Here is a 22,879-nt window from a genome sequence, read left to right on the forward strand (position 1 = left end):
ATGCCCGAAGCCCCGCTGACGCCAGAGCGCCATCGCATCGAGATCGACCCGGGCAGCGTCGTGCCGCCCCGGCGTGCGCCTTTCGTCGAGCTGGGGGTGGCAAGCTGCTTTTCGTTCCTGCGCGGGGCTTCTGATGCGGCGGATCTGGTCAGCGAGGCCTACAGGCTGGGCTACGATGCGCTCGGGATTGCCGACATTAATTCGATGGCGGGCGTCGTGCGCCTGCACACCGAGGCGCATACGCTCAGGCTGCGGCCCGTCATCGGTTGCCGTATCGAGACGGTCGAAGGGCTGGTGTTCCTTGCCTACCCCGCCGACCGCGCCGGTTATGGACGTCTCTGCCAGCTGATTTCCGCAGGGCGCATGGGCACGCTCTCGGGCCAGTGGCAGGAGAAGGGCGTGTGCGAGATCTCGCTGGAGATGCTCGCCGCCCATGCGCAGGGCGTGCATCTCGTGCTGGTGCCGCCGCGCGATCTGGACATGCAGCTCACGATCGCGGTGGAAAGCAATGTGGTCGCTTTTCCCCGTCCCGCAGAGGAGGAAGAGGAGGATCGGGAGAAGTGCGGTTTCGGCCCGGACCGGGATGGCGGGCGGCAGATGACCGGCCCGCTTTGCGTCCTCCTGCCGCATCTGGTCGCGCGCCTGCCGGGCCTGCGGCACCTGGCGGCCTGCCGCTTTCACAAAGGGGACGACATTGCCCGGATCGAGGCGCTTGACGTCATGGCGCAGGCCCATGGCCTGTCTATCCTTGCCACCAACGACGTGCTCTATCACGTGCCCGAGCGGCGGCCGTTGCAGGACGTCATGACCGCCATTCGCCACAGGACGACCGTGGCCCGGGCGGGATGGGCGCTCGAAGCCAATGCCGAACGCCACCTGAAATCGCCCGAAGAGATAGTGCGCCTGTTCGATCGCTGGCCGCATGCCGTCACGGCGGCGCGCGAACTGGCCGATGCCTGCACTTTCAGCCTCGAGGAACTGCAGTACGAATATCCCGAGGAGATCTGCCCCGGCGGCCTCGATCCGCAGGCGCATCTCGACAGGCTGACATGGGAGGGCGCGGCGCGGCGCTATCCCTCGGGCGTGCCCGAAGGCGTGCGCGAGACCCTGGCGCGCGAACTGGCACTGATCGGCAAGCTCAATCTCGCAAGGTACTTCCTGACCATCAAGGATATCGTTGATTTCGCAAGAAATCAGAATCCGCCGATCTTGTGCCAGGGGCGCGGTTCGGCGGCCAATTCGGCAGTGTGCTATTGCCTGGAGATCACCGCTGTCGATCCGGCCAGGCATGCCCTCCTGTTCGACCGCTTCATTTCCGAGGAGCGCAAGGAGCCGCCCGATATCGACGTCGATTTCGAGCACGAGCGGCGCGAGGAAGTGATCCAGTACATCTACCGCCGCTATGGCCGCCACCGGGCAGGGCTGTGCGCGACGGTGATCCACTACCGCCCGCGCATGGCGATCCGCGAGGTGGGCAAGGCCATGGGCCTGTCCGAGGACGTGACCAGCGCGCTCGCCCGTACCGTGTGGGGCGGCTACGGCAAGGAGATCGGCGAGAAGCATGTCCGCGAGACGGGTATGGACCTGACCGATCCGCACCTCAGACGCGTTCTGAAGTTGACCGAGCAGATGATCGGCATGCCCCGGCATCTCTCGCAGCACGTCGGCGGTTTCATCCTCACGCAGGGACCGCTGACCGAAACCGTGCCGATCGGCAATGGCGCCATGCCCGAGCGCAGTTTCATCGAATGGGACAAGGACGACATCGAGGCATTGGGCATCCTCAAGGTAGACGTCCTGGCTCTGGGGATGCTGACCTGTATCAGGAAGTGCCTCGATCTTCTTGAAAAGCATCATGAAAGACCGCTGACCCTGGCCACTGTCCCGCGCGAGGATCCGGAGACTTACGCGATGCTGCGCCGCGGGGATTCGCTCGGCGTGTTCCAGGTCGAAAGCCGGGCGCAGATGAACATGCTGCCGCGCCTCAAGCCGCGCGAGTTCTACGATCTGGTCATCCAGGTAGCGATCGTGCGGCCCGGACCGATCCAGGGCGACATGGTCCACCCCTACCTCAAGCGCCGCCGCGGCGAGGAGGCCGTGGCGATCCCGGCGCCGGGGCCCGAGCACGGTCCGCCCGACGAGTTGTCCTCGATCCTCGCGCGTACGCTGGGCGTGCCGATCTTCCAGGAGCAGGCGATGAAGATCGCGCTCGATGCCGCGCAGTTTACCAGCGCCGAGGCGAACCGGCTGAGGAAGGCGATGGCGACGTTCCGTTCGCGCGGGATGGTTTCGGAACTGCAGGACATGATGGTCGGCCGAATGATCGCGCGCGGCTACGATCCCGATTTCTCCGAGCGTTGCTTCAACCAGATCAAGGGCTTCGGCGAATATGGCTTCCCCGAAAGTCACGCGGCGAGCTTCGCCCACCTCGTCTACGTGTCGAGCTGGCTCAAGTGCCACTTCCCGGGGGCCTTCGCCTGCGCCTTGCTCAATTCGCAGCCGATGGGCTTCTATGCCCCGGCACAGATCGTGCGGGATGCGCGCGAGCACGGCGTCAGGGTGCTGCCCGCCGACGTCAATCATTCGGACTGGGACTGCACGCTGGAAGTGGTGGGGGGCGATGCCCACCCCGCTGGGGAGAGGGGGGCGAGGCCTGGTGAGCAGCAGGCGAATTTGGCCGCAGCGGGGTGGGCCGACGATCGGGGCCGGTTGGACCGGCACATCGCGCTTCGCCTTGGTTTGCGCCAGATCGACGGCTTTCCCGAACACGCCGCTGCCCGCCTTGTCGCGGCACGGGAGGAGCAGGGGGCTTTCGCCGATGTCGGGGCCTTGCGGGAGCGGGCGGGGCTATCCCCGGCGCTGGTCGAACGGCTTGCCTCGGCCGATGCCTTCGGCTCGCTGGCGCTGTCGCGGCGTCAGGCCCTGTGGGATGCGCGCAGCCTGATCGCCGCGCCCGACCTGCCGCTTTTCGCCGCCGCCGCCGCGCGCGACGAGGGGGCCGAGAAAGCCGCCACGCGCTTGCCGCAGATGCCGCTGAGCGAGGAAGTGGTGGCCGACTACCAGACCCAGCGCCTGTCACTCAGGGCCCATCCCGTGGCATTCCTGCGCGCCTCGCTGGCCGAACGCGGCTTCGTGCGGGCGGCGGACCTGCGGGCGCGCAAGTATCGCGCGATGGTGCAGGTCGCGGGCGTCGTGCTCATCCGCCAGCGGCCGGGCAGCGCCAAGGGGGTGTGCTTCATCACGCTGGAGGACGAGACCGGCGTCGCCAATGTCGTCGTCTGGCCGGATCTCATGGAGCGCCAGCGCAAGGTCATCATGGGCTCGCGGCTGATGGAAGTGCGCGGGCGCGTCGAATACGACGACGAGGTGATCCACGTGATCGCCGCGCACCTTGCCGATGCGACGCACGACCTCCACCGCCTTTCCGAAGACCTGCTGCCCGCCACCATCGCCCGCGCCGATCACGTGAACAATCCGCTGCCCGGCCGCGCGCAGCAACTGGGGGTGAAGGAGCAGGATGCGCCGTTCGAGCCGGCAGAACCGTGGCAGCCGCCTGGGCCCGGGAACCGCGACTGCGGCTATCCCCGGGGGCATCCCCGCGATGTACGCGTGATCCCGAAGTCACGGGACTTCCACTGAGGGAAAACGGCGGCGAAGCGTGATCTTAACCATTCGCTGTCAGACTGCCGCTGCAGTCGAACATCAATCAGGTAGTCACCATGACATTCCTCAAGGGCCTTATTCCCGGCTTTCTGCTGACCTGGGTCGTGTCTTTGATCATCGGCTCGAACGGGTCGCAGGGCGGCATGCTGTCGATCCAGCACACCTATATCGAGGGGCACAGCTTCTACTGGTCCTGGCCGCTGTTCATCGCCGCTACGGCGTTGTCCTGGGCACTGTTCGCGATGATGGACTGAACGCCGCCCGATCTGCATGGTCCAGGCGAGGTACGTTTGCGCGCTGTATCGTCGCCGGATCATTGAGCGGTCAGGCCGCCATCGACGACGAACTCGCCGCCGGTGATGTACTTGGCGCGCTCGGAAAGAAGGAAGGCGATCATGTGGCCGATATCGTCGGGTTCGCCCATTCGCTTCATCGGGATCGTGGCGTTGATCGCGTCGTACTGCTCGGGATTGTCCTCGATCGCGACCTTCTGCATGTCGGTCCAGATCACGCCGGGGTGAACGGAGTTCACGCGGATGCCCTTGTCGGCGAATTCCATCGCGATCGACTTGGAATAGAGCCGCACGCCGCCCTTCCTCGCGGCATAGGCCGAAGCCCCCGGAATGCCGACAAGTCCGGCCACCGAGGAGAGGTTGACGATCGCGCCCGAGTGTTGCGCCTCCATGACCGGCAGAACGGCGCGGCAGCCGAGGTAGACGCTCTTGAGATTGACGTCGATCTGGCGATCCCAGCTCGCCGGGTCCAGTTCAGCTGTCCAGCGCAGCACGGCGATGCCGGCATTGTTGACCAGCCCGTCGATGCGACCGGTTTCGGCCGTGACCCTCTCGATCAGGGCGGCCCAGGCCTTCTCGTCCGTCACGTCGTGCGCCAGTCCGGTGGCCTTCAGGCCCTGGCCGCGCAGTTGCTCGCTGCGCGCTGCCGCAGCGTCTCCGTCGAGATCGCCGAGATAGACGATGTGGCCCTCGCGAGCCAATAGGCGCGCCGTCGCGAAGCCGAGGCCAGCGGCAGAGGCGGCGCCGGTCACGATCATTGTCCTGGATTGGGTATCGGTCACGCGGGAAAGCTCCTGTCAGGCGCTCTTGAACCATGCAGGGCCGGCGAGATGGTGGATGCGGTGGTGAACGCGCTGGCTGGAAGTGCCGCGCGCACGAAGTATCTGGCCGATGCAGGCATACAGGCTCCATTCCCGTGGGTTACCGGAAGGGGCCTGTTATTCGATTGGTTCGCCCCTCGGTGTCCTTTGCGGACCGCAGGAAAGTGCCACTGCATAAAAATGCAGCGTACTGCAATTAATGCTAGGGTGCGGTTCTGCCGGGCCTTTGCGCCAGAACGTCAACGCATCGTCTGGCTTCCTCCAGCGACCTGTCGTGCAACGGGCCACGGACATGGGGAAGCAGGACCTCGCAGACGCCGAGGCGCATGTGGACTTCGAGTGTTTCGTCAGTGATGGCCTGCGCAGCCCAAAGCGTGACCGCGCTCACCATGCGCATCATGACGAGTGCGTTGACAACATCGATGACCGCCGGGTTCAGGGCATCCTGATCGACGAGGTCCTCCAGCGCTCTTCCGACATAGCGGCGATAGACTTCGTGCAGGGCGACGAGATCGGCCTGCTGGACGAGCACCGGGGCCAATGCCCGTGCCACTTCGGGCGCTTCGAGCGTCCGGCGCGAGAGCGTTTCACACAAGGAAAGGAAAAAGCCGATGCCCTGATCGCTCGCCTTGCTCCAGGCCTCCTCGATGAAACCCTCGCTGCGTTCGCGCGCGGCGGCGGCGATCAGGGCGTCCTTGGTCTTGTAGATGTTGAACAGGGTGCGTTCGGCAACCCCCGCGTGGCTGGCGATCATCTTCGTCGACATCGCGTCATAGCCGTGGCGAGCGAGCAGGGCATAGGCCGCATCGAGGATACGCGCGCGTCGTTCGCGCTGTCGCGGCGTCAGGCTGCGGAATTGAGTCGCAGCTTGGGCTGCGTCTGCCAGATCAGACATCGGCCATCCTTAGAGGGATGTCGCATGTGAGATCAATCGCGCGAACGAAATCGCGGGCTGCATTGGCCGAGATGGAGGTTTTTTTGCGGGGGGGAAGGCCGTCACGGCGCCGGGCACGCCAGAAGAGATGGTGACCCCTACGGGACTCGAACCCGTGTTTCAGCCGTGAAAGGGCCGCGTCCTAGACCGCTAGACGAAGGGGCCATGAAAGCCATTCGAATGGCCTGTATGGCATCTCTTACGGCTGGTGACCCCTACGGGACTCGAACCTGAGGAACAAGGGATTGCAGGGGGCTCCAGGGGAAAGAAATGGCAGAAAACCGCCAATCGCATTCCCGCTCAATCCCCCTGATTACCGCGATGCTCCCACGGCTCCTGTATGGTAAGTGCGGTTTCAACGGCGTCGGCAAACATAATGCTGATATCTGCAGGGCATTGCGCGCGGGGAGCACGAGGGGCGATGGTCAAGCACTACATTGAAGTGACCGGCGCACAGCCCGAATTGCGTGGCGGTCGGACACTCCAGAATGGCAATTTATGTGTTCACGAGTTGCGAATAACAACCTCAAGAGTCGTCAATATGCGACGCAGCTAGGGACCTCGTTCTCGTCGATCAGTATCCCGAGACCGAATCTTGAAAATAACCAATTTCGCGAGGCGATTGGCGGTTCATTACAAATGCCACACGGCCCCATCCGTGCCAGCGGGCTTCAAAAGTCTGGATAGTAACGCCCCGGGGCTTTCCTTCACGAACCAAATCGCGCAGATTGCGTTCGACATTTGTTCGTCATTATCCATAGGCATGGGGTCAGTCGCTTGGCAGGCAGTGGTCCGGTTTCCGAATTCATCCCGACCGAAGTCCAACGAGCCGTGCCGGGTCGGCTACGATCGCTGCTGCGCGGGCAACCTGAGCCTGTTCTTCTATTGGGAGCAGGCGCGTCCATCTCGTCAGGGATCCCGGCTGCCGGGGAAGCTGTCGAGAGAATCGCTAAATGGCGGTGGTGCTTGGACAACGATCGCCTACCAAATGATCCGAGCGTCCGCCGCGCGGATTATTGGCCTTGGTTGACCGCGCAGCCGTGGTTTTCAACGGATGTTCTCCTTGCGGAGCTGTATCCCGATGCGGTCAAGAACCTGTTGAACGTTGCAAACGACCGGCGCGTCTTTTTCGAGGACATGATCCATCCACCCGTGCATCCTAATCGGGGCTACAGAGGTCTTGCCAACATCCTGCACCAAGGCTGGATAGCGACCGTCCTCACGACAAACTTTGACGAATGCATTCAAAACGCCCGAGTTCTGGTGACGCGGCCTCACCATCTGGTGGCGATCAAGACACCATCGGACCTAGTCCGCTTCTCATCAGCGCCGGAAAATCCTCAGCTCGTTTACCTGCACGGCTCGGTAGAGCATTTGACCGACAAGAATCTGGCGATCGACGTCCAAAATATGGACAGCGAGATCGTCGAACGTGTGCGACCGCTGCTCCGCGACCATCCCATCATTGTCGTCGGCTATCGTGGCGCCGAACCCTCGGTGATGCGTGGTCTTTTCCTCGACAACATAGACTACACCAGCAAATTCTATCACGGCATCTACTGGTGTGTGCTGGACCGAGAGATCGACGCGCCGATGCCTCCAATGGTTGCGGAACTCGCGTCGGCCATCGGCGGTAACTTCACTAAAGTACCGATTTCGGGCTTCGACGATCTTTTCGAGATCGAATTATACAATCGGCTGGTGGCCGAAGGAGCGCAACCGACCCGGCGTAACCACGGCTATCGGCCGCCCGAGTTGCCGCTCGACATGACCCCGATTGCTGGGGGCCTTCTCGATAACATCGATCGCGTTTTGCTTTTCACACGTCTCCGTGAATATGCCGCCGTACTCAACAACTGGGCACCGGATTCCTATGAGGAAGACTGGACGCTTCGAATGGGCACCACCTTCAACCTGCTCATGGCTAACGACGATGCGACCGTTCCGACGGTGGCGGGTTGGTTGTTGTTCTCTAATGATCCGACCGTATTGATACCCAGTGCATTTGTGCGCTTCCGTGCGCTCGGGCCCGAGACTTGGCTGCGTCAGTGCCTTGGCGACGATGTCGATCTTCTGCACGAACCCAATGCGGAAGGCTCTCTCGTCGAGGTGGATATCCGCGGAAATCTGTGGTCACAGCTCGACCAGCTCACCGAGTTGCTATCACGAGTCAACCGTCAGTTTCGCTTGAAGCAGGAGGTGTCGCGGCAGGTCCGTTCGTACAGTCCATTGGCCCTCAAAGAGATGATCGTGAACGCGCTTGTGCATCGTGACTATGCCTGCCCCGATCCGGTCGAGATCGTGGTTACGCCCGAGCGGATCGTCACCAGGAGCCCTGGAGGTCTTGTCGATACGGTCGCTGCGCAGATTTACGATCAAGAACTTCAGGCCATGATCAAGAGTGGTCGGCGCAGCATCAAAGGCTACCGAAATCCGGTCATCTCCGATCTCTTCTACGGCGGCGGCCAGATGGACCATACCGGATCGGGTCTGTCGGATATGTGGAAAGAGACCATCAACAACAATGGCGACGTGGATTTCGGACCGGGGGACGAGAACAGGGCGTTCAACGTCGAGATAAAGGCCCGTCCCGAGGCTGTGGACGACATCACGAATACCGCTATCGCGGATGAATCACAGGTCACACGTTTCACCACGAACCTTTTGCCCATCCATACAATGCCCGATAGGATCTGGCATGCTGGGACGACTGCGACTTATACCGGGGGGCTATATCGTTCCGCGGGCGACCTCCCCGTACCTCCTGGACACGTCCAAGACGGCCGCTTCTACACACTCTACGACCTCGACGAGATTACCGATGCGCTAGTGACGCCGTTCGATCCTGGAGATGTCGAGACGGTCACGCCTGAAGAACTCATGGATCTTCCGAACGGCGAGAATATCCTGATCAAACTCCTCGTCGATGCCGTACTCGGACATTGCCGCGCGCTCGGGATGCAGATCGATTTCAAGCGAAAGCGCGCCCATTTCCCGCGTTTCGATGAGGAGCAGGAACGTCGGATTACCTACAAAGCCCGATATAAGCGAGCCACGAGAACGGTGGTCAAGGCCCGGACGAAGCGGGATACGGGCGAGATATCCTATTACGAGCACAAGGCGCTTTCGATCTCGGTTGCGCCCTATGGCTCCGAGTGGTGCATCATCCTCTCGCCCGGTTACGCGTTCACGCGAAATGGCTTTGGACGGCTGATCGGCAACGAGCTCATCAACAGCCTGTCGACGCGGCGGGCGGCAAAGGACTTCAATTCGAGTGTCCATAATGACCTCGCCTTTTGGCAGGCGATGTTGGCGGAACAGTCAGAGGGGCTGTTCTCTCTCCAGCCAGATGTGAGCGGTGGCCTATCCCGGTTCGCACCCAATATTGTCATGAGCAACCAGCTTCCTGGGGCCTCACTGAACTCCAACGCTTTCGATGAACTTGCGATCGTCCAAGGCGACCCGGACGAACTCGAAGAGCTCGACAGAGAGCTCTCGGAGTTGGCCGACATGGTCGAGCTTGACGACTTGCGGGAACCCGAACCGGCGAGCGCATTCGGGCGGGTGAGCGACGATGACTGACTTGTCACTTTTCGAGCTGCGCTCGCCTCCGCTGCAATTCGGTGGGGCCGCATCCACGTCCGACCCCAAATCGGGTCTCGACAGTGCCGGACCCTTTGATCTTCGGTTTGGAGCGGCCCGGAAGGATGCGATCCATGTCGGTGTGATCGGTCCTGCGGATATGATCGATAGCGCGCAGAAATGGTTGACCCGTTGCGCGGCCGGAATACCGACGTTCGGCCCGGCCACATCGTTGCGACGACCGTTTCCGGGTTTTTCGGAGGTTTTCCGCAAGAAGCTGGTCTATTCAACGCATCTTTCCATTGCATTGGCCGAGGCAGGTGACAATTCGATCGAGCTTGCGCTCGCGGGCTCAGACGCGTTCATACGCTTTCAGACGATCGTCGATCTCTACGATGCCAGTCTTCAACGTCTCGCTGGGCGAGACGTGAACCGTCCCGATGTCGTGTTGGTGTGCCTCCCGCAGAGCGTTCTCGACAAGTGCAGAACGGTCGAGCGCCAGAATACAGAGGCCGAGCGAGAGCGGGCAAAGGCGATCAGGAAAGCGCGTGCGAGTCGACAAACCGATTTCTTCGACCTGCTCGATGAAGTCGAGGAAAGTGAAGATGATTTCCTCAAACGCGATCTGAGACATGCGCTCAAGGCCAGGGCCTTGGCGGCGCGGCTGCCGATCCAGATCGTCACACCACGGTTGCTAGAGGATGGTCCTAAGAGCGAGGATCCCGCCACCCGCGCCTGGAACTTCTCGGTTGGCTTATACTACAAGGCAGGCGGCGTTCCTTGGCGGTTGAGTCCGCCCGGGCCGGAGACTTGTTTCGTTGGGATAAGCTTTCACCACTATCGGACGAAGCAGCGCCACATTGTGCAATCGAGCCTAGCCCAAGCTTTCTCGAGCGAAGGCGAAGGTTTCGCAATTCGGGGCACCGGAGTGCCGGCCGAGGCGGATCAACGCCTGAACGTGCATCTTTCCGAGGATCAAGCTTATGATCTCGGCGTACGCATCATCGCGGAATATGGGGCACGTACGGGTCGCTCTCCGCTGCGATTGGTGATCCATAAGACCAGCCAGTTCGACCAGGCGGAGATCCGGGGCTTTCGCGCCGCGCTCGGGGACATTCCTATCGTCAGCCTCGTGACGATGGTGCCGAGCGCATTCCGCCTCGTACGTTTTGGTATGTACCCTCCAAAAGTTGGCACAATCTGCACGGTGAACGGAGCGCGGACCTTCCTCTACACATCTGGCTATATTCCAGAGATCGAGACCTATCCCGGTCCGCACATACCTCAGCCATTCGAAGTGCGCTCGATCGGCCCCGAGGATTCATTGGCTGCGGCAACCGATATCTTCAACTTGACGCGTATGAACTGGAACACGGCGGATATCCGCGGAAAATGGCCCGTTACCCTCTCTTTCGCCCGACGGGTTGGCGGAATTCTCAATGAATATGGAGAGCAGGATCCTGATGAAACTTCATTTCGATATTTTGTGTAGAGGGGGAGTGCAGGTTCTGGTTTTACAGACGCCGTTTGTCACCTGTTGACCTGCCGAGGCCACGAGTTCAGCTCGGTTTTTCTATCACTGAGTCGACCGTCTGAAATTTTGGCTGCATTTGCTCGTTCATCCATGGCGCGGTGATTAGTAGGTTTGCCTGATCGCTAGGTTAGATAGAAGACGGGAAGTGGAATTTGCACGCTTACATCGACGAGACGGGCAACACTGGCGGACGCCTCCTAGACGATAATCAGCCGTTGTTCGTAACGGCGGCGTTGCTGACGCGTTCAGACTTTGACAAACGCTTCGGTGCCGAGGTTGCCATGATCGCCTCCTCTATAAGCGAGAAGGAAATCCATGCCAATCAGCTTGGCGTTGCGAAGCTTGAGGAGCTTGCTCCCGCGATTTTGAAGGTCGTGCGCAAGGCTGGGCCCGCGTTCTTTCTCGCTCGTGTCGAAAAGAAGTACGTGATGGCCTCGAAGATATTCGACACAATCTTCGATTGTTTTGAGAACAAGGCTGTACCCTGGCAGGTGTACAACATCCGGCCACTGCGTATTATGATGGTTTTCAAACTGGCTGCCATCCTCGACGACGAACTTGCCCAGCAGTTCTGGAACGCCCTGCTGGAAAAGAACGAAGCCAAGGCCAGGGACGGCATGGCAGGCTTCTGCTCGGCTCTGAAGGAGCATGTGCGGCATATCGTCGACCAACGATCCCAGGATATCGTAAACGATGCACTCGACTGGGTTGTCGCCAACCCGGAGGGGCTGGATTTCGTTCACCAGACCAAGATCGGCCGCAAGGGCCACATGCCCAATATGGTGGGGTTCGGGAACCTGCTTGCCGGGATCGAGCGACAATCGGGAATTTGGAGGCGGTCAGTGGAGGTGATCAAACACGATCGTCAGCACGAATTCGCACCGGCTCTCCAATTCTGGCACGACATGTATGCCAATGCCCTTCCAGGCGCGGTCAACCTACCCTTCGGCGAGAGGCTTGTCCTGCGGAAGGTGTTCGGTAGCAAACTGGAGATTTCTTCCGCTCAGGAGAGCGCCGGCATCCAGATAATCGATGCCATTCTTTGGCTGTTTGCCCGCACACTTCGTGGCGATGCGCTGCCGGAGAAATGCCAGGCACTTCTCGATTATGTCTATGGCCGCGCCTATCAGGATGACTTCTCCTTCGCGGGAGCGGGCAGTGCCACCGAAGAGGCGCTCAAGGATATTTACGCGAAACCGCTACCTGCTGATGCCCTTGAACGCGCACGTGCGTTCCAGGTCGAGAGCGAGGAACGCCGGCTCACGGCAATGGCGGACTATGCGATGAAGAAGGAAGCTGCGAAGAAGCTTGGCTGAACTGAGATACGGTCGGGACAGTATGCAGTCGAATGACGTTCACTTTGCGGTTCGTGGACAACCTCTTGTCCGTCTAATCCGCTATCTCCGCCGTTTTTTGCCCTAGGAACCAAGGGCAAATTCCAGCGGGTCGATCAGGATTCGAGAAGGTCGGCTATGCCGCCGTCTATGGTTAGAAATTCCTGCATCCAGGAGTGGAGGTGTGCCGTGAGGTGAGACGGAGGTGCTATGCCCGATCTCTACAATCCTGCCGCCCATTTCGACCTCGAAACTCACGCAGCCAATCTCGTCAAACGCCTCGGTGGCACCTGGTCGTCGAAAGGCGCAATGTGTCGTTGCCCGGCCCATGATGACCGCACACCCAGCCTGTCGATCCGTGTCGGCGAGAAAGCGCTGCTGTTCAAATGCTTCGCCGGTTGCGACACGCTCGACGTGATCCGGGCAATTCGGCGGCTCGACCGCAACATTTCAATGGGCGGTGAGGCGGCGGTATCATCATCGCCCACGTCGCTCAGCCCGGCATGGTTGCGGCAACGGGCGCTGGATCTGTGGGATAGCGCGCGCCCTCTGGCCGAAACGCCAGCCGAACAATACCTGCGGCGACGCGCGATCATCCTGTCGCCGCCTGCCTTGCGCTTTCACCGGCGAACACCGCTCGGCCGAGGAAAACGCGCCGTGTTCCGCCCAGCGATGCTTGCTGCAATTCACGAGCGGAGCCGGTTGGTTGCACTCCAGAGGACTTTCCTCGATCCTGACCAGCCGCTCCGCGCCCGCGATCTAGGTAACCCGCGGCGCATGCTCGGTCGCCCAGGCCAAGGCGCTGTTATCTTGGCACCCGCAAACGACACCCTCGGGCTTGCCGAAGGCATCGAAACCGCCCTGTCGGCGATCCTCCTGCTCGACATCCCGGTTTGGGCAACGCTCGGAAACGAGCGCTTGGCCCATATCGACGTCCCCGACACCGTCACCCGCCTGATCCTGCTTCCCGACAACGACCGCGGCGGACAGATCGGCGCGGCCAAAGCCGCTGAGGCCTACGCCATGCCGGGCCGGACGATTGAAACGCTCTTCCCGCCCCAGGGCTTCAACGACTGGAATGACGTGCTGCGGGCAAAAGGGAAGGGGGTGGAGGACTGGTTGCGGCAAGCGGCCTGAATGGTCGGGCCTCGTCCGCCAGGAGACCATCCATGTCCCAGCCCATCATTCTCGTATCGGCGGCCAAGCTCGCCAAGTCGCCCAGCAATGTGCGCAAGACCAGCGATCCGGAGGCCGACGCCCAGCTCGAGGCGAGCATCGTCGCGCACGGCGTGCTCCAAAACCTGATCGGCCTACCGGTCGCGCGCAAGAAGGGCCAGTACCGCATCACCGCCGGCGGCCGCCGCCTCGATGCCGTCCACCGCGCGATCGAAAAGGGCGATCTTCCTACCGATTACGAGCTGCCGGTGAAGGTCCTCGCCGATGCCAACGACGCGGTCGAGATCAGCCTGTCGGAAAACTTCTTCAAGCTGGCGATGAACCCCGCCGATGCCTGCCGGGCGTTCCAGGACATCATCGAGACCGAGAAGAAGACCCCCGCCGACATCGCCAAGCGTTTCGGGCTCACCGAACGTTTCGTGCTCGGCCGCCTGCGCCTCGCGGGCCTCGCCGAACCGGTATTCGAAGCGCTGCGTGAAGGCGCGATCACGCTCGACATCGCCATGGCCTATGCCAGCACGTCGGACACCGCGCGCCAGGCCTCGGTCTTCGAGCAGCTTGGCCAGGGCTACTACCGGGCCAATGTCGGCGAAATTCGGCGCCAACTCGCCTCGGGCGGCTATCACGGCAGTGACCCCAAGGCGATGCTGGTCGGACGCGACGACTATGTCGCGGCGGGTGGCAGGATCGATGCCGACCTGTTTTCCGACGACGCCACCGAAATGTGGATCGATGGCGATATCCTCGATCATCTCGCCGAGGAAAAGCTCACCGCAGCCGCCGAAGCGATCCGCCAGCGCGAGGGCTTCGCGGAAATCCGCGCCGTGCCCGCGTCCCATATCCCCTACATGGAAACCTACAGCCTTCGCCAGGTCCAGGGCGAACTTCCGCCGCTCACCGCCGACGAGGAAGCCCGCTGCGAGCAGATCCAGAGCGAGCTCGAAGCGATCGAGGAAGCCGCGGCCGACGAGAACGGCGAGGGCTATACCGAGGACGACGAAGCGCGGACCCAGGAACTCGAAGCCGAATACGAGGCGATCCAGTCGCGCACGCCGGTCCTGACCGAGGAGCAGAAGGCCTCGGCGCTCGCTTATGTGGTGATCGGCCGCGACGGTCAGCCCCGCATTCACGAACAGCTCTATGTCGCGCCGGTCGAAACACCGGCCGACGGGGACGATGACACCAGCGACGATGAGGACGCGGATCATGGCGATGAGGCCGAAAGTTCGGCCAAGCCCGTCGTCAGCCAGCGCCTCGCCGACGAACTGGCGATGATGAAAACCGAGTTGCTTGCCGTCCATGTCGCGAGTGATCCCCGCTTTGCCTTCGACGTCGGCACCTTCATCATGGCTGATGCCGCGACCCGGCATTTTGGGAGCAGCGATCTCGCCAGCGAATTGCGCGCCAGGGCACCAAGCCCGCGTGTTTCCGGCTTCGAGAGCGGCACGCTGGCGGCCGAGGAATGGGCCAAGCTCGACAGCGCGCTCGATCGCAGCTGGATCGATCACGAGGATGTCCGTGATCGCTACGATGCCTTCTGCTCGCTTCCCGACGAGGCCCGCGCTGGCTGGCTGGGCTGGGCGGTAGCCCGGACCTTCGACGCGGTTCCGGCGGGCAGGACCGGCAGCGTGTTCATCGACCATCTCGGCAGCAAGCTCGCCATCGACGTCGCGGCCTGGTGGCGGCCGACCGCGAAGAACTACTTCGACCGGATCACCAAGCCCGCGATCCTCGGCCTGTTCGAAACGGTGGGAACCGCCGAACTGCGCCAGCGCTACGCGGCGTCGAAGAAGCATGATCTTGCCGCTTCGGCCGAGAAGCTCTTCGCGGGTGACATCCTTGTCGAGGCCGAGATCAAGGAACGGGCGCTGACCTGGCTGCCCGATGCCATGCGCTTCGAACTGATCGACGGCGAGGCTGACGGCGTGATCGACGCGGATGAAGTGGCAAGTGACGAGCCCACCGACGCGACCGGCCTAGCCGAGGATTCCGAGTTCGGCGATCTTGCGGAACACGGCGCGGACGCTGGCGCTGACGACGGCATGGACTCGCTCGCCGCCGCTGCCTGATCGCACAAGCCTGCCGTCCTGACGGGGCCGCGGTGTCATGCCGCGGCCCCGTTTCCATATGCCCGGCTTCCGGGAGGAAGGGGGAGGACGATTGGCGACGGGGCGGATGGCCGCCCGACTTTCCGGAGGACCATGCCCGATGAACTTGCCGCTTCTCAAGCTCGCCGAACCGGAATTCGGCGCTTACGCCACCAAGGCCGAAGGCCTGTTTTCGGTCGCGAGAATGGTCGCCGACACGCTCGCTCGATCCGGCGTTGTTACCCGCCAGTACCTTACCCGCCTGACGATCGATGCGTTTAGTGCGACCGATGCCGATGGCGCCTGGTCGATGCGCGACGCCTATGACGCGCTGGAAGCCGCACAGGTGCTGCTGCTTCAACGCGGTGATTGGCGGGTCATGCATGGCGGCGATCCCGAGGCGATGTTTGCCGCGCTGCTCGCCTTCCAGAACAGCCTGCCGACCCAGACCTACCGGTCAGAACACCAGGTCGATCTCCAGCAGTTCAGCACGCCGCTGGCGCTGGCCTGGCTCGCGGCCCGGGCGGCGCAGTTCAGGTCCGATGATCTGGTGCTCGAACCTTCGGCAGGCACCGGGATGCTCGCCGCGCACGCGGCGAGGGCCGCCACCGGCTTGCTGCTCAACGAGCGCGACGAACAGCGGGCGGCATTGCTCGGTCTGGCGCTCGGTCAGGACGTCACCAGCCACGATGCGGAATTCATCCACGACAAGCTGCCGTCTGGACTCGCGCCGAGCGTTGTCCTGATCAACCCGCCCTTCAGCCGCAGCGAGGGGCGGGGCCGCGACCGCCATGCCGGCGCCAGGCATCTCCGCTCAGCCCTGCTGCGCCTTGCCCATGGCGGGCGCTGCGTCGCGATCATGCCGCCGAGCTTCGCGTCCGATGGTAGTGGTGCACCGGGCTATGCGGCGGTGGCCGAGGTCGTGCCACCGCGCGCGGAAATCACGATCCTCGGCAATCCTTACGCCAAGCACGGCACCAGCATCTCGGTGCGGCTGCTGGTCTACGACAAGGGCTGGGCGGGAATACCCGCACGCCATACCGTGCCCGATCTCGCAGCGGCGCTCCCGATCGTGCTGGGCCTGCCGCCCAGGCTCGACCCGTCGCAGTCGCCGCCACCTGCACCCGCGCTGGCACAACCGCGACTGCGCCCGGCCGCCAGACCATCGCCGTCAGCGCTCTTCACGAACCTCGCAGGATCGAAGCTTGCCACGCCAAAGCGCGAACCGCGCATCGACGATGTCCCGCGCCTGCTCGACTATACGGTTAGGGACACACCGCTGGCCGCAGGCGATCCGGTCGGCATCTATGTCCCCTGGCGGCTCGCCCGCATCGACATTCCAGCCGCTAGGCCGCATCCCGACCAGCTCGTCGAATCCGTCGCCATGGCTTCGGTGCTGCCGCCCGCACCCGGCTACCGCCCGATGCTCCAGGACCGCGCGATCGCGGCACTGTCCGATGCCCAGCTCGAAACCCTGATCCACGCAGGCGAGGCTTTCCAGCGCGATCTGCCAGGGACCTTCCTTCCCAATGACGCGGGCGACCAGCTCTCGGAAACGCCGGAGGGTCATGTCTATCGCACCGGCTATTTCATCGGTGACGGCACCGGGGTCGGCAAGGGCCGCGAGGTCGCCGCCTGCATTCTCGACCAGTGGAACCGGGGGCGGCGCAAGGCGGTGTGGATCTCGGTCAGTTCCGGGTTGATCGAAGATGCGCGCCGCGACTGGTCTGCACTCGGCGGGTTGCCCATCGACATCCAGCCGCTCGATGCCTTCCCGTTGGGCCAGCCGATCGGCATGGCGAGCGGAATCCTGTTCCTGACTTATGCGACGCTGCGCTCCTCGCGCCATGACGAGGCCTCACGCCTCCAGCAGATCCGCGCCTGGCTGGGTGAGCATTTCGACGGGATGCTGGTGTTCGACGAGGCCCATGCGCTGGCCAATGCCGCAGGCACCGATACCGAATTCGGCACGGCCAAGGGCTCCGAGCAGGGGCTCGCGGGCGTTCGGCTCCAGCACGCGCTGCCGCGCGCCCGGGTGCTCTATGTCTCGGCGACCGGCGCCACCGACCCCGCCAATCTCTGCTACGCCGCCCGGCTTGGCCTCTGGGGACCGGGCACCGCCTTCCGCGACCGCGCGGCATTCATGGCGGCGATGGACGATGGCGGGATCGCCGCGATGGAGATCGTCGCCCGCGATCTGAAAGCCATGGGGCTCTATACCGCTCGGGCACTGAGCTTTGCTGGCGTCGAATACGAAGCGCTCGAACACCGGCTGACGGTGGATCAAATCGCGATCTACGATGCCTATGCCGATGCCTGGGCGATCATCCATCGCAATCTCGACGAGGCGATGAAGGCGGCGAACATCGTCGACCGCATGTCGGGCGATACGCTGAATGCGCAAGCCAAGGGCTCGGCGCTGTCCAAGTTCGAGAGCGCCAAGCAGCGCTTCTTCAGCCAGGTCCTGGTCTCGATGAAGATCCCAAGCGTGATCCGCTCGATCGAGGAGGAACTGGTGGCAGGCCATGTCGCCGTCGTCCAGCTGGTCACCACGGCGGCGGCCATCCTCGACCGGCGGCTTACCGCGCTTTCGGCGCAGGAACGCGCGCATCTCTTTATCGATGTCTCGCCACTCGACGGCCTCATCGATTATCTCAAGAATGCCTTCCCGACCCGGCAGCTGCGGGCCTTCCGGGCGAGCGACGGGACGATGCGCTCGGAAATGATGGTGGGTGACGATGGCGCGCCGGTTCACTGCCAGGAGGCGCTGGCGTCGCGAGACACGCTGATCGAGCAGCTTTGCGGTATGCCGCCGATCCCGGCCGCGCTCGATGCGCTGCTCGCCCATTTCGGGAGCGAGCAGGTCGCCGAGGTGACGGGCCGTACTCGGCGCATCGTGCTCGACCCGCGCGGCAATCAGAAGCTCGAACCGCGCGGGGCTGGTGCCCGCAAGGCCGACAGCGACGATTTCATGGCGGGCAGGAAGCCGATCCTCGCCTTTTCCGATGCGGGCGGGACCGGGCGGTCCTATCATGCCGATCTCGGCTGCGGCAGCGCGAGCAAACGCCGCATCCACTTCCTGCTCGAACCGGGCTGGAAGGCCGCGACCGCGATCCAGGGGCTGGGGCGCACCCACCGCACCAACCAGGCGAGCCCGCCGGTGTTCCGCCCGGTCACCACCGACTGCAAGGGAGAGCGGCGTTTCATCAGCACGATCGCGCGGCGCCTCGATAGCCTCGGCGCGCTCACCCGCGGCCAGCGCCAGACCGGCGGGCAGAACCTGTTCGATCCGGCCGACAATCTCGAAAGCGATTACGCCCGCGAGGCGCTGACGCAGTGGTATCACCTGCTCCATGCCGGAAAACTGGCGAGCACCAGCCTTGCCGATTTCGAGGCGATGACCGGCCTCAAGCTGGCCGAAGAGCAGGGCGGCGGCCTGCTCGAACGGCTGCCGCCGATCCAGCGCTGGCTCAACCGCATCCTGGCGCTCCGCATCGCCACGCAGAACGCGATCTTCGAGGAATATATCGGTCTCATCCAGGCCCGCGTCGATGCCGCGCGAGAGGCGGGCACGCTCGATCTCGGCGTCGAGACGATCCGAGCCGAGCGGATTGTTCCGCTGTCCGATCAGGTTCTGCGCACCGATCCGCTGACCGGTGCGGAGACCCGCCTGCTGCGGCTCGAACTCCACATGAAACCCCGCACCACGAGCTGGGGCCATCTCATGCACATCTGGCAGGGGACCGAGGACATCGCCTTCTTGCGCAACGGGCGTTCTGGCCGTGTCGCGCTGAGGGTGCCGTCCTGGTCGGTGACCGATGACGAAGGCAGGCCGGTGCCGATGTGCCAGCTGGTCCGCCCGACCGGACACGACCGGATATCGCTGGGCGCGCTCTGGACCAGCCATTGGCAACCGATCGGGCACGAGCAATTCCGGGAACTCTGGGAGGCCGAGGTTGCGGCGGCTTCGGCCGCGCTTGATGTCGAGACGATCAGCCTGGCGACCGGCCTGCTCCTGCCAGTCTGGCACAAGCTCCCCGCCGACGATGTCCGGGTCTGGCGCATCGCCGATGGCAGCGGCGATGCATTGCTCGGCCGTATCGTCATGCCGGCGGCAGTCGAGAAGCTCGAGGGTGAGTTCGGCCTTGCTGCTTCGGTTCGCCTGACGCCTGCCGAACTGATCGCGGCGGCGCGCAGCGACGGAGGCGTGGCCGTGCCGGGCCTCGACGGCGCGCGCCTGGTCTCGGTCTTCGTCAACAACAGCCGCCGGCTCGAACTGCGCAGCGCCCAGCCGCAGGACCGCGAATGGCTGAAGGCGCGCGGATGCTTCACCGAGGTGATCGCCTATGTGACCAGGGTCTTCGTGCCGGTGGACCGGGCCGAGCAGGTTCTCGCGGCCATCGCGGCGTCGCTCTCGGCGCGGGCCTAAACGAACCGGCTATCGTCCGATCGCCTCCAGCCGGATATGATCGGACGGCCCGGAAGGGAAGTGGGGAAGGGGAAAGGCGCTGCCGGATGGTCGGTGGCACTTTCGAAGGAACCCCCATGACCCAGGACGATCCCATTCTCGACCCGCTGTTTGTCGAGAGCTACAACGCGGACCTCGAAGCGCTGAACAGCCCGGCGCGCATCGCGATCACCACGCTCTCTTCCGGCGCCGACGTGTTCGAACTGCTCGACGATGAGGGCCAGTTCGTCACGCTGTTTCCGGCGAGCGCCACGCCGGAAGTGACGGCTGCCGCCTACCGGCTTTACGCCCAGGGCCTCCATCGCGGGCTGCGCACGGGCGAGGAACTTGCCTGGGGCAAACTGCGCCACCTGATCGGTGCTGCGTCCGACGAGCGCTGAGCGCGTGATCCTTCCCATCTTCACCACTTTCCATCTTCAAGCGGGAGAACCATCATGGCTGACAGAGCCAGCGCGTCGATCGAAATCGGCGGCAATATTTCGCGATCCTTGATTCCCGACCTCATCGAGGCGATCGCCTCCGACGGTGGCCGCGCCGACTGGGAGGGCGAACCGCTTCAGGAATCCGACGTTTCCGGCGGTGCGACCGTCGAAGCCTGCGCCTACGAACTGGCCGGTGGCACATTCGACTGGACCGAGGAATTCTGCGAAGAGCACGGCCTCGCCTATGTCCGGAACTCCGGCAGTTGCGGCGGCGCGTTCGGACCCGAACGGGTGATCTTCACCGGCACCGGCGCCGCGGTGCAGTTCGACATGACCGAGAGCGAGGAGATCGTTCTTGCCCGGAGCATGATCCGCGATCTCGGCTCGCTGGAAGCGATCGAGGGCTGGTTCCGCCTTGCCGAGTTCGTGCCGCCGCCGTTCACGATTATCGAGGATGGCGATGAGGCAGCGCCCGTAGAGGAGGCGCTCCATGGCTGACTACTACACCCAGGGCAGCTTCGCCTTCACCTGCAGCCATGCCGAAATGGCGCTGATCGAAGAGGCCTTCCAGGCGAGCCATGACCTCGAGAACGGGGACACGCCGAGCCAGCCGACGCCCGAATTCCTCGCGGCGTTCCCGCCCACATCGCCAGACGATCCCTGGAGCGGCTTTGTCACCTTGTTCGACGATCCCGAGTTTCCCAGTTTCGGAGTCGAGTTCGAGGGCGGCAACACGCTCGACCAGCCCGGCGTCAGCACCGTCTCCATGTGGAGCATGATCGACTTCCAGCCCGCTGCGCTGGCCGCCCTGATCCACCGCTGCTGCCAGGAGACAGTGCGGCAGGCGCCGATCGGGTTCGAATTTGGCTTTTCGTGTTCGCGTGCCAGGCGGGACGGATTCGGCGGCGGATGGTGCGCGGTCTTCGCCGATCGCATCGAAATCGAGACGACCCGCCAGGCGCTTTCACTTGCGCTCGAGGGAGGCATCCTGTGACGGGAATCGTTCTCCCGCCGGACGATCATTGGGCCGAAAGCCCCGATTACCCGCTCGCCGACTGGCAGGCCGAAGTCGCCAATGGCGACACCCGGCTTGGCTATTGGGACTGGGTCGCCGCGCGCTGCGCCTGAACTTCCCCGCAAACCAAAGGACAGTATCATGACTTTATCATCCGCACCGGCGGTGCCTTCGCTGCGCCTCTACAGCCAGACCGACCACGACGAACGCGGCAATTTCCACTACGAGGGGGATCTCCATTGCCCGGCCGACGACCTGCCGGTCCTGTGCCGCCGGATCGAACGGCATCTGGCCAGCCATTTCCCCGAAGTGCGCTTCGCCATCCATAGCCAGCGCTTTTCCGGCGGCCGCAAGATGATTGCCGAGGTGCTCGACGCAACCGAGGATCTGACCACCCGGGAGGCGCAGGATGAGTTCATCACCCGGGTGCGCGACCAGATCGAGCGGTACGGCTACTGCCGCTCCAACTTCTACCAGGACTTCATGGCGGTCTCGTTCTACAACGAAGTGCGCATCGCCCCCGCCTATTGGGCAGCGCTCGCGGCCCGGCGCGGGCAGGCCAATCCCGTCGACAACCTTGTGTCGCTGGCGAGCTTCAAGAAGCGCCTTAAGCCCGGCGACAACCTGACCCTGCTGCACGCGCCCTACCAGCACCGGGCATTGGGCACGGCCCGCAAGGTCATCCAGATCCGCTCGAAGGATTTCGTGTTCGAGGGGCGCAGCTATTGCGACTTTCCCCGCGCCAGCAACTTTGCCTGCGACGGGCGCCTGGTGCGGATCGCCGTCGGCAACGAACACGAGCCGGATGCCCATATTCTTTACGAATGGCGGCCTGCCGCAGCCTGAGCTCCCGGGGCATCGGGAGGAAGGGGGTGGGAGAGGATGAGCGCGGATGCGGCGATGCACCTGCTCATTCCACCTTCCATTTCCAGGAGCAGCTTCATGGCCAGTCTTGCCCGCGTAATCGACCACGATGTCCTCGATCATCCCGCACCTGCCGGTCCGTCCCACGACCGTCCAGTCAGCAGCGGCTACCGCGTCGACATCTCGCGTGGCCGCAATGTCAGCCGCGTTTCGTCCGAATGGTTCTCGCGGCCCGACGATGAACGCTTCCTCTCGCTCACCGATCTCCACGACAGCGTTCGCCGCCGCGCCGACCGCGCCACCACGCGCGTCGTCGAGAGCCGGGCGGTGCGGGTCGAGGCGCGCAGCGACGATCCCGAGCGGCTCTCGCTGATCGCGCCCGGCGACGCCCGGCCAATCGCGCCCACCAACTGGTCGTTCGGCCAGCTCGCCAGCCTGGTCGGCGCGCCTGCGTCCTACCTGCGCACGCTGCCCGCCGCGCTCGCCGGCATCAACATGCAGCACGGCCTGCTCTCCCATCGAGGCGAACAGGTCAAACTGCTCCAGACCGACGATGGCCGCACCGAACTGCGCGCGATTACTGGGCCAGAATATGGCCGTTATCTGAACAGTCAACCTGTCTCACCGACGGCTCACTAATCTTTCCATCGCACCGCTGAGCCCCGTGCGCGCCCCGATGCGGGCGA

General features: G+C 63.5%; 16 protein-coding genes and 1 tRNA gene. 14 read left to right on the forward strand and 3 right to left on the reverse strand.

Going from position 1 to position 22,879, the window contains the following annotated elements:
* Complete coding sequence (locus PP1Y_RS17160) at positions 1-3,639, forward strand: error-prone DNA polymerase (RefSeq protein ID WP_013833352.1); 3,639 nt, start codon at positions 1-3, stop codon at positions 3,637-3,639.
* Positions 3,640-3,719: 80 nt separating this feature from the next.
* A complete protein-coding gene (locus PP1Y_RS17165; protein WP_007011081.1) occupies positions 3,720-3,917 on the forward strand; it encodes a hypothetical protein in 198 nt (65 codons plus the stop codon).
* A 59-nt stretch (positions 3,918-3,976) separates the two neighbouring features.
* On the opposite strand, the gene PP1Y_RS17170 is transcribed toward PP1Y_RS17165, so the two are convergent.
* From PP1Y_RS17170 to PP1Y_RS17180, 3 genes are all read right to left on the reverse strand, one after another.
* A complete protein-coding gene (locus PP1Y_RS17170; protein ID WP_013833353.1) occupies positions 3,977-4,714 on the reverse strand; it encodes an SDR family NAD(P)-dependent oxidoreductase in 738 nt (245 codons plus the stop codon).
* A gap of 265 nt (positions 4,715-4,979) precedes the next feature.
* The gene (locus PP1Y_RS17175; RefSeq protein WP_013833354.1) at positions 4,980-5,672 is read right to left on the reverse strand and encodes a TetR/AcrR family transcriptional regulator; all 693 of its coding nucleotides are present in this window, start codon (positions 5,670-5,672) and stop codon (positions 4,980-4,982) included.
* A 128-nt stretch (positions 5,673-5,800) separates the two neighbouring features.
* Positions 5,801-5,876 (reverse strand) — tRNA-Glu (locus PP1Y_RS17180).
* Between the two features lie 801 nt (positions 5,877-6,677).
* Here PP1Y_RS17180 and PP1Y_RS17185 point away from each other — a divergent pair.
* The 12 genes from PP1Y_RS17185 to PP1Y_RS17235 all read left to right on the forward strand — a co-directional run bounded on the left by PP1Y_RS17185 (position 6,678) and on the right by PP1Y_RS17235 (position 22,832).
* Entirely contained in the window at positions 6,678-9,293 is a 2,616-nt protein-coding gene (locus PP1Y_RS17185; RefSeq protein WP_198409093.1) for an SIR2 family protein, read from the forward strand.
* On the forward strand, positions 9,286-10,785 hold the full coding sequence (locus PP1Y_RS17190; RefSeq protein ID WP_013833357.1) for a hypothetical protein: 1,500 nt from the start codon (positions 9,286-9,288) through the stop codon (positions 10,783-10,785). Before PP1Y_RS17185 ends, PP1Y_RS17190 begins: the two co-directional genes overlap by 8 nt.
* 194 nt (positions 10,786-10,979) lie before the next feature.
* Positions 10,980-12,143: a DUF3800 domain-containing protein gene (locus tag PP1Y_RS17195; RefSeq protein ID WP_041558949.1), complete on the forward strand. Its 1,164-nt coding sequence runs from the start codon at positions 10,980-10,982 to the stop codon at positions 12,141-12,143.
* A 228-nt stretch (positions 12,144-12,371) separates the two neighbouring features.
* Positions 12,372-13,298: a toprim domain-containing protein gene (locus PP1Y_RS17200; protein ID WP_013833359.1), complete on the forward strand. Its 927-nt coding sequence runs from the start codon at positions 12,372-12,374 to the stop codon at positions 13,296-13,298.
* 32 nt (positions 13,299-13,330) lie between these two features.
* The gene (locus tag PP1Y_RS17205; protein WP_013833360.1) at positions 13,331-15,406 is read left to right on the forward strand and encodes a ParB/RepB/Spo0J family partition protein; all 2,076 of its coding nucleotides are present in this window, start codon (positions 13,331-13,333) and stop codon (positions 15,404-15,406) included.
* Between the two features lie 139 nt (positions 15,407-15,545).
* Entirely contained in the window at positions 15,546-19,853 is a 4,308-nt protein-coding gene (locus tag PP1Y_RS17210) for a strawberry notch family protein (protein ID WP_013833361.1), read from the forward strand.
* Between the two features lie 116 nt (positions 19,854-19,969).
* Positions 19,970-20,272: a hypothetical protein gene (locus PP1Y_RS17215; RefSeq protein WP_013833362.1), complete on the forward strand. Its 303-nt coding sequence runs from the start codon at positions 19,970-19,972 to the stop codon at positions 20,270-20,272.
* Between the two features lie 54 nt (positions 20,273-20,326).
* A complete protein-coding gene (locus PP1Y_RS17220) occupies positions 20,327-20,812 on the forward strand; it encodes a hypothetical protein (RefSeq protein WP_013833363.1) in 486 nt (161 codons plus the stop codon).
* The gene (locus tag PP1Y_RS17225; RefSeq protein ID WP_013833364.1) at positions 20,805-21,308 is read left to right on the forward strand and encodes a hypothetical protein; all 504 of its coding nucleotides are present in this window, start codon (positions 20,805-20,807) and stop codon (positions 21,306-21,308) included. Before PP1Y_RS17220 ends, PP1Y_RS17225 begins: the two co-directional genes overlap by 8 nt.
* The gene (locus tag PP1Y_RS26175; protein ID WP_198409094.1) at positions 21,305-21,442 is read left to right on the forward strand and encodes a hypothetical protein; all 138 of its coding nucleotides are present in this window, start codon (positions 21,305-21,307) and stop codon (positions 21,440-21,442) included. Before PP1Y_RS17225 ends, PP1Y_RS26175 begins: the two co-directional genes overlap by 4 nt.
* Positions 21,443-21,470: 28 nt before the next feature.
* Positions 21,471-22,175, forward strand: coding sequence for a hypothetical protein (locus PP1Y_RS17230; protein WP_013833365.1), 705 nt, complete (start codon positions 21,471-21,473; stop codon positions 22,173-22,175).
* Between the two features lie 96 nt (positions 22,176-22,271).
* Positions 22,272-22,832: a hypothetical protein gene (locus tag PP1Y_RS17235; RefSeq protein ID WP_013833366.1), complete on the forward strand. Its 561-nt coding sequence runs from the start codon at positions 22,272-22,274 to the stop codon at positions 22,830-22,832.
* Positions 22,833-22,879 lie beyond the last annotated feature (47 nt).

This window comes from Novosphingobium sp. PP1Y (genome assembly GCF_000253255.1).
In the GTDB taxonomy this organism is placed as follows: Bacteria; Pseudomonadota; Alphaproteobacteria; order Sphingomonadales; family Sphingomonadaceae; genus Novosphingobium.